Annotated in this window: 4 protein-coding genes; 2 read left to right on the top strand and 2 right to left on the bottom strand. The window is 62.4% G+C overall.

The annotated features are described in order from the left end of the window. Positions 1–138 precede the first annotated feature (138 nt). Positions 139–1,311, top strand: coding sequence for an MFS transporter (locus AAEZ06_RS14615; protein WP_149413675.1), 1,173 nt, complete (start codon positions 139–141; stop codon positions 1,309–1,311). Positions 1,312–1,322: 11 nt separating this feature from the next. Here AAEZ06_RS14615 and AAEZ06_RS14610 read toward each other — a convergent pair whose 3' ends face one another. Both AAEZ06_RS14610 and AAEZ06_RS14605 read right to left on the bottom strand, forming a co-directional pair. Further along, complete coding sequence (locus AAEZ06_RS14610) at positions 1,323–1,670, bottom strand: type II toxin-antitoxin system HicB family antitoxin (RefSeq protein WP_149413674.1); 348 nt, start codon at positions 1,668–1,670, stop codon at positions 1,323–1,325. Next, on the bottom strand, positions 1,667–1,918 hold the full coding sequence (locus AAEZ06_RS14605; RefSeq protein ID WP_149413673.1) for a type II toxin-antitoxin system HicA family toxin: 252 nt from the start codon (positions 1,916–1,918) through the stop codon (positions 1,667–1,669). Before AAEZ06_RS14605 ends, AAEZ06_RS14610 begins: the two co-directional genes overlap by 4 nt. A 218-nt stretch (positions 1,919–2,136) precedes the next feature. Between AAEZ06_RS14605 and AAEZ06_RS14600 the strand changes: the two genes are divergently transcribed. After that, positions 2,137–13,170, top strand: a complete 11,034-nt coding sequence (locus tag AAEZ06_RS14600) for a non-ribosomal peptide synthase/polyketide synthase (protein ID WP_350614943.1) — start codon at positions 2,137–2,139, stop codon at positions 13,168–13,170. Positions 13,171–13,181 lie beyond the last annotated feature (11 nt).

Below are 13,181 nucleotides of genomic sequence, written 5' to 3'. Positions count from 1 at the left end.
GCGCCTGGCACAAGTTCACCGATTGGCTGGAATGCGACGATGGCGGTGTATCTCTATCAAACCTGGGGTTTCAAATGTATTTTGCCCCTGATAACACGCGATGCAAATTTCAGGGCATTCAGGTAGAGGTTACGCACCATGGCAAACCCTTACGCCGAGTTGTTCAAGGCGCCAGGTTCCAGGGCTTTTGTATTGGCGGGCATGCTCGCTCGCATGCCGATTTCCATGACGGGCATCGGGCTGATCACCATGCTGTCGCAAGTTCACGGCGGTTACGGATTGGCCGGCGCGGTGGCGGCGACCTTTGCCTTGGCCACGGCCTTTTGCGCACCCCAGGTGTCACGGCTGGTGGACCGCCATGGCCAGGGCCGGGTGTTGCCGGCGGCGGCAATCCTGGGCGGTGGCGCGCTGTTGATGGTGTTGCTGTGCACCCGCTTGCAGGCGCCGAATTGGACCTTGTTCCTGTTCGCCGCCCTGGCCGGTTGCATGCCCAGCATGTCGGCCATGGTGCGGGCGCGCTGGACCGAGTTGTATCGAGGCCAGTCAAAACTGAAAACCGCCTTTGCCCTGGAGTCGGTGCTGGACGAGGTGTGCTTCATTCTCGGCCCGCCGCTGTCGGTGGGGCTGAGCGTGGTGCTGTTTCCCGAAGCAGGGCCGTTGATGGCGTTGTTGTTGATGGCCGTTGGGGTCAGCGCCTTTGTCCTGCAACGCCAGACCGAGCCACCGGTGCATGAGCACCACGGCCATCACGGGGGTTGGTTGATTGCGTCGCCGTCGGTGCTGATCCTGATGATCCTGCTGATGGCCATGGGCACCATTGTCGGCGTGGTGGATGTGGTCAGCGTCGCGCTCGCCCAGCATCAGGGCCAACCTGCTGCCGCGAGTATTGTGTTGTCGGTCTACGCCATCGGCTCGTGCCTGTCGGGGCTGGCCTTTGGCACCCTGAAACTGGCAGCGCCGTTGCCAAGGCAGTTTCTGTACTGCGGCGTGGCCACGGCGCTAGCCACGCTGCCGTTGCTTCTGGTGGTGAACATTCCTGGCCTGTCGGTGGCGGTATTTTTCTCCGGGCTGTTCTTTGCCCCAACCCTGATCGTGTCCATGGCCCTGGTGGAGCAAATTGTCCCGCCCAGCCGCTTGACCGAGGGCATGACCTGGCTGATCACCGGCCTGAGCATCGGCGTGGCCATCGGTGCCGCCAGTTCCGGCTGGATGATCGACCACTTTGGCGCCCCCAGCGGGTTCTGGGTGGCGCTGGTTGCCGCAGGCGTGGTGTTGGTTTCAGCGGTGTTGGGGTATCGGCGGCTGGGATGATGGGTGATGGGTTACCCCATCGCATGTTGTTGCAGGAACTCGCTCAAAGCTTGTCGCGTCAGGTCGTTGAGCGTCACTTTTTGACGGGTAGCCGCCAAGGCGGCGGCTAAATGGAGGTCATGGCCGACTCGAACGTTGAACGAGCCCTTGCAGGGCTTTTCTGGTGTTTGTCCGAGCTTCTGGCAAGTGTCGAGGTAATCGTCCACAGCCTCGCAAAAGGCTGTTTCCAACTGGGCCACGGTCTGGCCCTCGTAGCTGATCAGAGCCTTGATGAACAGAAGCTTGCCGAACAGGCAATTGTCCTCGACGCTGGCTTCGATGGAGCCAATATAGCCTTTGTGTTTCAACTGGTTGTTCACTGAATCAGGTCTCCTGATTTCAATTGTTCGATGATCTGGCGCCGGATGTAATGTTTCAACTCGTTACCGGGGTGAGGTGTGTGCAGGGTAATCATTGCACTTGGGTCGCCCTTGTCGAACTTGACCCGGCTACCAGCCCCTTCGATTTGTGTGTAGCCCAGTCGACGCAACAGCGTAACGAGTTCAGGCCAGGTAAACGTCATTTGCTCATTGAGCAATTTGGCGAGCAGCTTTTCATTTTTTGACACGGCGTTCCCTGCGTGCAACTAAATGTAGTTGCAAAGTATGAGGTCCGTCAATGATAGGGCGACTTCGCCAGGCTTTCCGATGTTTGATGTAACCCTTGATGACACCTCCCGCAGCCTCCCGCCTGACTAAATCCCGCCGCTAATTTTTCCCTCCCGGATTCGTTTTATAGGGACGACGTGCCTTTGTGCTTCCTGCCTATTGCCCCGGATCCCAAGAAATGAACGCTGAAGACTCCTTGAAACTTGCTCGCCGGTTTATCGGGTTACCCCTGGAAAAACGCCAGATGTTCCTCCAGGCGTTGCACAAGGAAGGGGTGGATTTTTCCCGGTTTCCGATTCCGGCAGGCGTGGAGGCCGAGGACCGACAGGCGCTGTCCTACGCGCAGCAGCGGATGTGGTTTCTCTGGCAATTGGATCCCGCCAGCGGTGCCTATAACCTGCCGGGGGCTGTGCGGCTCAAGGGCGCGTTGAGCCTGCCCGCCATGGAGCAAGCGTTCGCCAGCCTGGTGGAACGTCATGAAACCTTGCGCACGGTGTTCCAGCGCCAGGCCGATGAGCGCTTGTTGCAGGTCGCAGTGCAGCCGTCGTTGGCCATCGAACAGGTGGACTTCAGCGCCCTGGCGCCCACCGCGCGTGAACACGCGGTGACGGATGCCGCTACCCGGCAATCACTATTACCCTTCGACTTGGCTAATGGCCCGCTGCTGCGGGTGCAATTGCTCAAGCTGGCCGAGCAGGAACACGTGCTTCTGCTGACCCTGCACCACATCGTTTCCGATGGCTGGTCGATGAATGTATTGATCGACGAGTTCATCCGCTGCTACGACGCCCATGAACGTAATGAAACGCCCCAACTGCCGGCCTTGCCGATCCAGTACAGCGACTATGCCCTGTGGCAGCGCCGCTGGCTGGAGGCGGGCGAACAGGCTCGTCAACTAGAATACTGGCAAGCGCGTCTGGGCAATGAGCATCCGGTGCTGGAACTGCCCATCGACCATCCGCGTCCGGCCATGCCCAGCTACCGGGGCACGCGTCATGATTTTGCGATTGATCCGGCGCTGGCCGCGCAACTGCGCAGTTGCGCGCAGCAACATAACGTCACGCTGTTCATGCTGCTGCTCGGCGCCTTTAATGTGCTGCTGCATCGCTACACCGGCCAGGGCGACCTGCGTATTGGCGTGCCGATTGCCAACCGCAACCGCACTGAGGTCGAAGGGCTGATCGGCTTCTTCGTCAACACGCAGGTACTGCGCACCGAGCTGACCGGACAAACCCGCGTCGGCGAGTTGTTACAAGGTATCAAGGAGCACGCCTTGGGCGCCCAAGCCCATCAGGAGTTGCCGTTCGAGCGCCTGGTGGAAGCGTTGAAAGTCGAGCGTAGCTTGAGCCACACGCCGTTGTTCCAAGTCATGTACAACCACCAGCCAGTGGTGGCAGACATCGCTTCGGTGAGCACCGCTTCCGGGCTGGAACTGTCCCTGGTGCAATGGCAAGGCCGCACCACCCAGTTCGACCTGACCCTGGACACTTATGAAAAGTCCGGCACCCTGCACGCCGCGCTGACCTTCGCCAATGACCTGTTCGATTCCGCCTCCATCGAGCGCATGGCCCGGCACTGGATCAGTCTGTTGCAGGCCATGGCCGTCGATGGCAACCAGCGTATCGGGGAGTTGCCAATGCTGGCCGCCGATGAGCGGCTAGTGCTGGTCCATGGCTGGAACCAGACCGATGAGCAGTACCCGACCGAGCGCGGCATTCATCAGTTGATCGAAGATCAGGTGCAACGAACCCCGCAAGCTCCGGCCCTGGTGTTCGGCGCGACGGTATTGAGCTACGCCCAACTCGACGCTCGCGCCAACCAGTTGGCCCATGCCTTGCGCCAGCAAGGGGTTGGTCCGGATGTGCTGGTGGGCATTTGTGTCGAGCGCTCCGTGGAAATGGTGGTCGGCCTGCTGGCGATCCTCAAGGCCGGCGGCGCGTACGTCCCGCTGGACCCGGAGTACCCGCTGGACCGCCTGGCCTACATGATCGAAGACAGTGGCATCGCCCTCTTGCTCAGCCAGACCAGCCTGCTGCATAGGCTGCCTGCGAACGAGGTCAAGGTCATCATGCTGGACCCGCAGCCCGACTGGTTTGAGGGTTACAGCACCGAGCCCGTCGCGATGACGGTGCATGGCTTGAACCTGGCCTATGTGATCTATACCTCGGGCTCAACCGGCAAACCCAAGGGTGCCGGCAACAGCCATCGCGCGCTGGTCAACCGGTTGTGCTGGATGCAGGACGCCTACGGCCTGGACGGCAGCGACGCGGTGTTGCAGAAAACGCCCTTCAGTTTTGACGTGTCGGTCTGGGAGTTCTTCTGGCCGTTGATGACCGGCGCGCGCCTGGTGGTGGCCGCCCCTGGCGAACACCGCGAGCCGGCCCGCTTGATCGAAACCATTCGTGAGCAGCACATCAGCACCTTGCACTTTGTACCGTCGATGCTCCAGGCGTTTATTCACGAGCCTGGTGTCCAGGCTTGTGCAAGCCTCAAGCGCATCGTGTGCAGCGGTGAAGCTCTGGCGCTGGATGCGCAATTGCAAGTCTTCGCCAAACTGCCGAGCGCGGCGCTGTACAACCTGTATGGGCCGACGGAAGCGGCCATCGACGTCACGCACTGGACGTGCATCGACGAAGGCGCCGACAGCGTGCCCATCGGTCGGCCCATCGCCAACCTCGGCACCTACGTGCTGGACGCGCAACTGAACCCGGTCCCGGCCGGTGTTGCGGGTGAGTTGTACCTGGGAGGCACCGGGCTGGCCCGCAGTTATCACCGCCGTCCGGGGCTGACCGCCGAGCGCTTCGTGCCGTGCCCTTTCACTGCCGGTGCGCGCCTGTATCGCACTGGCGACCGGGTGCGTCAGCGTGCCGACGGGGTGATTGAATACCTCGGGCGCCTGGATCATCAAGTCAAGCTGCGGGGTCTGCGCATTGAGCTGGGGGAAATCGAGACCCGCCTGATGCAGCACCCTCTGGTGCGTGAAACGGTGGTGTTGGTGCAGGGCGGCAAACAGCTGGTGGCTTATCTGGTGCTGGATGCCGCCGAGCCGACCATGCCGTGGCAGCAGGAGCTCAAGGCCTGGCTGTTGGGCAACCTGCCGGAATACATGGTGCCGACCTATCTGATGCCGCTGGCGAAACTGCCGGTCACCGCTAACGGCAAGCTCGACCGCAAGGCGCTGCCGTTGCCGGACGCTGCGCCGCAGCAGGCCTTTGTTGCGCCTGGCAGCGATCTGGAAAAAGCCCTGGCGGCGATCTGGTGCGATGTGCTGGGCGTTGAGCAGGTCGGCCTGGAAGACAACTTCTTCGAACTGGGGGGCGACTCGATCATATCCATCCAGGTGGTCAGCCGCGCCCGCCAGGCCGGGATTCGCCTGAGCCCACGGGACCTGTTTCAGTACCAGAGCGTGCGCAGCCTGGCGCGGGTAGCGACCTTTGATCAGCACAACGCAATCGATCAAGGCTCGGTCAGCGGCGAAGTAATCCTGACGCCCGTGCAGCAGGTTTTTTTCCAGCAGGCTATCCCGGCCCGTCATCACTGGAACCAGTCGTTGCTGCTGACGCCTCGTGAACCGCTGGTGGTCCCGGCGCTGGAAGCGGCGTTGATCCAACTGATCAACCACCATGATGCCTTGCGCCTGCGCTTTGCCGGTGAGGCAGAGGGCTGGTGCCAAACCTACGCCACAGCGGTCAGCGAGTCCGGGCTATGGCAATGCCGCGCCGACAGCGTCGATGAATTGGCCGCGCTGTGTGACGAGGCGCAACGCAGCCTCGACCTGCGACAGGGGCCGCTGTTGCGCGCCGCGCTGATCAACCTGGCCGATGGCAGCCAGCGTTTGTTGCTGGTGGTCCATCACCTGGTGGTGGACGGCGTGTCCTGGCGCATCGTGCTGGAGGATTTGCAGCAGGCTTATCAGCAGCACGCCGCCGCACAGCCGTCGGTACTGCCGGCCAAGACCAGTGCCTACCAGCACTGGGCGCAGCATCTACATGCCCACGCGCAGACCCTCAACGACCAACTGCCGTACTGGCTGGCGCAGTCGAGCGCCGCCGACCTGCCTTGCGATAATCCACAGGGCGGCCTGAACAACCGCCTGGGGCAAAAGATCGAAACCCGCCTCGACGCCGAGATGACCCGTCAATTGCTGCAAACCGCCCCGGCGGCCTATCGCACCCAGGTCAACGACTTGCTGCTGACTGCATTGGCCCGTGCCGTCTGCCGCTGGAGCGGCCAGGACGCCGCCTTGATCCAGCTTGAAGGCCATGGCCGCGAAGACCTGTTCGATAGCCTGGACCTGACCCGCACCGTCGGCTGGTTCACCAGCGTGTTCCCGGTGCGCCTGCAACCGGCGGCTGAACTGGCGACCTCGATCAAATCGATCAAGGAGCAGTTGCGCGCCGTGCCCGGCAAAGGCCTGGGCCACGGACTGTTGCGCTACCTCGGCGAACCTGCGGCCCGCGAAGCGCTTTCGGCACTGCCGGCGCCGCGTATCACCTTCAACTACCTGGGGCAGTTCGACCGACAGTTCGATGAGTCGGCACTCTTTGTTCCGGCTACCCAGGGCAGCGGTCAGGCCCAGGACCCCCAAGCGCCGCTGGCCAACTGGCTGACGGTGGAAGGCCAGGTGTATGGCGGCGAGTTGGCGTTGCAATGGGGTTTTAGCCACGAGATGTTCAGCGCCTCTACCATCCAGCAGTTGGCCGATGCCTACACTCGGGAACTCAAGGCGCTGATCGAGCACTGCTGCGCCGCGACGCCGGGCCAGGTCACGGCGTCGGATTTCCCCCTGGCGACCCTGACCCAACAACAACTGGATCGACTGCCGGTGGAAGGCCAGGCCTTCGACGATATCTACCCGTTGTCGCCGATGCAGCAGGGCATGTTGTTCCACACCTTGTATGAGCCTCAGGCGCAGGCTTACATCAATCAACTACGCCTGGATATTCGAGGGTTAGATGTGCTGGCCTTCGGTCGCGCCTGGCAAGCGGCGATCGACCGCCATGACATCCTGCGTAGCAGCTTCCATTGGCTGGGCCTGGGCAGCGCGCATCAGGTGATCCATCGCCAGGTGGACCTGCAGTTGCAGGTGATCGACGATATCTACGCCGACCGGGATGCCCTGGCCAGCGCCGAACGCGAACTGGGCTTTGAACTGAGCAGCGCGCCGCTGTTGCGCCTGATGCTGGTGCGCGGTGGCGATGAAACCTGGCATTTGATCTACACCAGCCATCACATCCTGATGGACGGCTGGAGCAACGCCCAACTGCTCGGTGAAGTCATCAGCCATTACGCCGGCCATCTATTGCCGGCGCCCCTTGGGCAGTTCCGCGATTACCTGAGCTGGCTGCAACAGCAAGCATCACAGGCCGGCGAGGCGTTCTGGAAAGCCACCCTGGCGCCGCTGCAAGCGCCCACCTTGCTGGCCGATGCGCTGCGGCCTCCCGTCGGCGCTACGGGCATGGCGGAGCATCAGGTGAGTGTCGACAGTGCCTTGAGCCAGGCCTTGATCGACTTCTCCCGTCAGCAAAAAATCACCCTCAACACCCTGTTTCAAGGGGCCTGGAGCCTGTTGCTGCAACGCTATACCGGCCAGGACTGCGTGGCTTTTGGCGCTACAGTGGCCGGGCGTTCGGCACCGTTACCGGGCATCGAGCAGCAGTTGGGCTTGTTCATCAACACCTTGCCCATCATCAGCAGCCCTGGGCCGGCCGAGCGGGTCGGGCCTTGGTTGAGCGAACTGCAAGCGTTGAACCTGAGCCTGCGTGACCATGAACACGTGCCTCTGTATGACATTCAGGCCTGGGCCGGGCAGCAAGGCTCGGCCCTGTTCGACAGCCTGCTGGTGTTCGAAAACTTCCCGGTGGCCGAGGCGCTCAAGCAAGGCGCGCCCGCCGGCTTGGCCTTTGGTGAACTGCACAGTCACGAACGCACCCACTACCCGTTGACCCTGGGCATCGAGCTGGGTGCCAGCCTGCGCCTGGCGTTCAGCTACGACTCGGCGTGCTTCAGCGAGGCTGGCGTGCGTCAGTTGAGCGTCAACCTGCAACACCTGTTGGCGCAGTTGGTTGCCAATGCCCAGGCTTGCCTGGGCACCCTGGAACTGCTGGATGCGCCCGGTCGTCGTGCTGTGCTGGCGCTCAGCCAATCGCCAGTATCGACCCCGCTCAGTCACGCGCTGGTTCATCAGCGCATCGCTGCCCAGGCCCTGGCCACACCCGCGGCCCTGGCTGTGCAGGCAGGCGATCAAGCCCTGAGCTATGGCCAACTCAATGAGCGGGCCAATCGCCTGGCCCATCGCCTGCTGGAGCACGGCGTCGGCCCCGGCCAGCGGGTCGGCTTGGCATGCCGTCGTGGCCCGCACTTGATTGTCAGCTTGCTGGCCGTACTCAAGAGTGGCGCCGCCTATGTCCCGCTGGACCCGAAATACCCCACCGAGCGTCTGGCCTACATGCTCGCCGACAGCCGCCTTGACTTGCTGCTGTGTGAGACCGGCCTGCTGGAAGACCTGCCGTTACCCGAGCAACTGATGCGCCTGGATTTCAGCCCCACAGGCGACGAACTGGCGAGCTACCCCGCCAGCAATCCGTCCAATCACGCGGTCGCTGCCGACCTGGCCTACGTGATCTACACCTCCGGCTCCACCGGCCTGCCCAAGGGCGTGGCGATTGATCATGCGGCCCTCGGCCAGTTCTGCCAGAGCGCTGAGGATTACAGCGTGCTGAGCCCCGAGGACCGAGTGCTGCAGTTTGCCACGTTCAGCTTCGATGGCTTTGTCGAGCAATGCTACCCGCCGTTGTGCGCCGGCGCTGCGCTGATCATGCGCGGCGATGAGCTGCTGGACGCCGGGCAACTGGCGCGGGAAATCGTTGCCCAGGGCGTGACCCTGGCCGATTTGCCGGCCGCTTACTGGTATCTGCTGGCCAAGGAGTGCGCACTCGGCGGCGGTTCCCTGGGCAACCTGCGTCAGGTTCACGTGGGTGGCGAAGCCATGTCCGTGGAAGGCTTGCGGGTCTGGCATGAAGCCGGCCTGGGCGCGGTGCGCCTGCTCAATACCTATGGCCCGACCGAGGCCACGGTGGTGTCCAGCGTGCATCAATGCCGTCTGGACGATGCCAGCGATGCGTTTGGTATTCCCATTGGGCGGGCCATCGACGGCCGGTCGCTGTATGTCCTCGACAGTGCCGGCCAGTTGTTGCCAACCGGTGGCGTCGGCGAGCTGTTCATCGGCGCCGAGGTCGGTCTGGCCCAGTGCTATTTTGACCGTCCCGCACTGACGGCCGAGCGCTTCCTGCCGGACCCGTTCTCGCCATTGCCGGGCGCACGCCTTTACCGCAGTGGCGACCTGGCTCGCTACAACGGCGATGACGCCCTGGAATACGCCGGGCGCATCGACCATCAGGTGAAGATTCGCGGTTTGCGCATCGAGATGGGCGAAATCGAAGCCTGCCTGCAGGCCCTGGAACAAGTGCGCGAGGCCGCCGTCATTGCCCACCACAGCCCGAGTGGCGCGCAGCTGGTGGCGTATGTCGTCGCCAGCGACCCGTCAGTCGACGAGGCTTACTTTCGCCAGCAACTGATTGCCACCTTGCGCCAGTCGTTGCCTGATTACATGGTGCCGGGCCATGTGCTACTGCTCGGCGCGCTGCCCTTGAACAACAACGGCAAGCTCGACCGCCGGGCATTGCCCGCGCCTGATCTGAACCGGTCCGAGGTTGCCTACGTCGCCCCGCAAAACCCTCTTCAGGCGCAACTGGCGGCGATCTGGCAGGCGGTGTTGCAGGTCGACAGCGTCGGCCTCGACGATCACTTCTTTGAGCGCGGCGGCCACTCCCTGCTGGCCACCCAGGTGATTTCCCGGGTTCGTCATGACCTGCAACTTGAAGTGGCGCTGCGCACCCTGTTCGAACAGCCCACCTTGAAGGCATTTGCCGAGGCCTGCGAGGGCCTGCAAACCCGGGAAAGCCTGCCGATGGTGGCTCTGGAGCGCGGTCGGCTGCTGGCGTTGTCGTCGGCCCAGGAGCGCCAGTGGTTTCTCTGGCAACTGGACCCCGACAGCGCCGCTTACCACGTACCAACTGCGCTGCATTTGCGCGGCGAGCTGAATGTGCATGCATTGGAGCAAGCGTTCCAGGCCCTGGTGCAGCGACATGAATCCCTGCGCACCGTCTTCGTGGAGGAGGGCGAGCGAACCTGGCAGGTGATTCAGCCGCATCGCATGCAGGCTGTCGAGCAGCAACGCGTGGCTGCCGGGGCGATCCAACAGCGGGTGGAAGAGGAAATCCAGCGCCCATTCGACCTGTTCAACGGGCCGCTGATGCGCGTCAAGTTGCTGGAGATCCAGGCCGATCATCACGTGCTGGTGATCACCCAGCACCACATCATTTCTGATGGCTGGTCGATGCAGATCATCGTCGACGAACTGGTACAGCTTTACGCCGCTGGCTGTGAAGGTCGCGAGGCCCGGTTGAGCCCGCTGCCCCTGCAATACGCCGATTATGCGGCCTGGCAAAAGCAGCGGATGGCCGAGGGCGAACGTGACCGGCAACTGGCGTACTGGCGCGAGAAACTGGGCGGTGAGCAGCCGGTGCTGGAATTGCCGTTCGATTTTCCGCGCCCAGCCGAGCAGAGCTTTCGCGGTGCGCGCCTGGACTTCGCCTTGCCGTCGCAGCTTGCCGACGGTTTGCAGGCCCTGGCGCAACGTGAACAGGTCACGCTGTTCATGCTGTTGTTGGCGTCGTTCCAGATGTTGTTGCACCGCTACAGCGGTCAGGCGGACATCCGTGTCGGCGTGCCGGTGGCTAACCGTAACCGCATGGAAACCGAGGGTCTGGTGGGTTTCTTCGTCAACACCCAGGTGCTGCGCGCCGAGGTCGACGGGCAGGACTCGTTTAGCGACCTGCTACGCCAGGTTCGCCAGTCGGTGCTCGACGCCCAGACCTACCAGGACCTGCCGTTCGAACAACTGGTGGATGCCCTGCAACCCCAGCGCAGCCTGAGCCACAGCCCATTGTTCCAGGTGCTATTTAACCATCAGAGTCGCGCGGCTCGCCCCGCTCAACTGGACGATTTGCATATCGAGGGGCTGGCCTGGGACAGTGGAACCGCGCAGTTCGACCTGGTCCTGGACACCACCGAAAGCGAAGCCGGTTTGATCGCCTCGCTGACCTATGCCAGTGACGTGTTTGAACGCAGCACCATTGAACGCCTGGCGCAGCATTGGCAGACCCTGTTGCAGGGCATCGTCGTGCAGCCTGGAACGCGCATTGCCGAGCTGCCAATGTTGACTGACGATGAGCGTCAATTGACCCTGGAGCAGTGGAATGGAGTATCGGGCCACTATCCGCAAGGCGAGTCGATCCATCGCTTGATCGAACTGCAAGCGGCCAGGGCACCTGATGCCGTGGCGCTGGTGTTGGGCGACCAGCACCTCAGTTACGGCGAACTCAATCGCCAGGCCAACTGCCTGGCCCATGTCTTGATCGCCGAGGGCGTTGGGCCTGAAGTGCTGGTGGGCATCGCGGTGGAGCGCTCGTTCCAGATGCTCGTCGGCTTGCTGGCGATCCTCAAGGCCGGCGGCGCCTATGTGCCACTGGACCCGGCCTACCCGGATGATCGATTGCAGTACATGATCCAGGACAGTGGCCTGACCTTGTTGCTGACTCAAGGCCAACTACTTGCCAGCCTGCCGATCCCGCAAGGCGTGCGCAGCCTGTTGATCGAGGACGACCACGGAGTTTTCGACCACAACCCGCAGGTGGTGGTCGCGCCGGATAACCTGGCCTATGTGATCTACACCTCCGGCTCCACCGGTAGGCCCAAGGGCACGTTGTTACCGCACCGAAACGTCCTGCGGTTGTTCCAGGCTACCCAGGACTGGTTCAACTTCGGTCCCGATGACTGTTGGACGCTGTTCCACTCGTACGCATTTGACTTCTCGGTATGGGAGATCTTTGGCGCCCTGCTGTACGGTGGCCGCCTGGTGATCGTGACGCAAGAGGTCAGTCGTTCGCCGCACGCCTTCCTCGATCTGCTTTACCAGGAGCGCGTGACGGTGTTGAACCAGACACCATCGGCGTTCAAGCAACTGATGGGTGTGGCCTGCGCGCAAGAGTCTTCGCGCGATCTCTTGCTGCGCTACATCGTATTTGGCGGCGAGCCGCTGGAAGTGAGTAGCCTGCGGCCCTGGTTCGCGCGATTCGGCGATTGCGCCCCGCAACTGATCAACATGTATGGCATCACCGAAACCACGGTGCACGTCACTTACCGGCCGCTGTCGTTGGCGGATTTGGACAATGGTGCGTCCAGCCCGATCGGCGTGGCGATTGCGGACCTGTCCTGGTACGTGCTCGATGCGCAGCTCAACCCGGTGGCCAGGGGCTGTATCGGTGAGCTCTATGTGGGGCGGGCAGGATTGGCGCGGGGCTATTTGAACCGGGCTGATCTGACCGGCGCGCGTTTTATTCCGGACCTGTTCTCCAGCGAAGGTGGGCGCTTGTACCGCACTGGCGACCTGGCACGGTATCGCGCCGATGGGGTGGTCGAGTATGTGGGCCGGATCGACCAGCAGGTAAAGATTCGCGGTTTCCGTATCGAACTGGGAGAAATCGAAGCCTGCTTGCTGGATCAGCCATCGGTACGCGAGGCGGTAGTCCTGGCTCGGGAGGGCGTGGGCGGTACGCACTTGGTCGGCTACCTTGTGCCCTCGGTGCAAGTGGAGGATCAGGCGGTCTGGCGTGGTGAGCTGCGCCGGAGCCTCAAGGCACACCTTGCGGAGTACATGGTGCCTGCGCATTTGGTATTGCTGGAGCAGATGCCGTTGACAGGCAATGGAAAACTCGACCGCAAGGCGTTACCCGAGCCTGACGCCAGCCTGTCGCAAACGGACTATGTGGCGCCGGACAGCGAACTGGCGCAGAGCGTTGCCGGCATCTGGCAAGAGGTACTGGAGGTCGCCCAGGTGGGCCTCAATGATAACTTCTTTGCCCTCGGCGGCCATTCGTTGCTGGCCACCCAGGTGACGATGCGCATTCGCGAGCAATTGAACCTGGAGGTACCGCTAAAGGTGCTGTTTGCCACCGAAAACCTGCGTGACTTCTGTGATCAGTTGCAAGGCTTGCAAAGCGATTTGCAACCGTTACAGGACGAACTGACTAAATCTCTGGAGGCCCTCAAACGTCTATCAGCCAATGATCTTGAGAAACTGATTTCTTAATTGAGGGCTAT

Origin of the sequence: Pseudomonas sp. HY7a-MNA-CIBAN-0227 (assembly GCF_040310325.1) — a bacterium.
In the GTDB taxonomy this organism is placed as follows: Bacteria; Pseudomonadota; Gammaproteobacteria; order Pseudomonadales; family Pseudomonadaceae; genus Aquipseudomonas.
Note: the sequence above shows the minus strand (reverse complement) of the source record. Positions and strands in the feature narration are given on the sequence as shown.

Bases quoted from the DNA above. Each gene is read 5' to 3' on its own strand.
- AAEZ06_RS14615 (WP_149413675.1), top strand. From the start codon at position 139: ATGGCAAACCCTTACGCCGAGTTGTTCAAGGCGCCAGGTTCCAGGGCT.
- AAEZ06_RS14600 (WP_350614943.1), top strand. From the start codon at position 2,137: ATGAACGCTGAAGACTCCTTGAAACTTGCTCGCCGGTTTATCGGGTTA.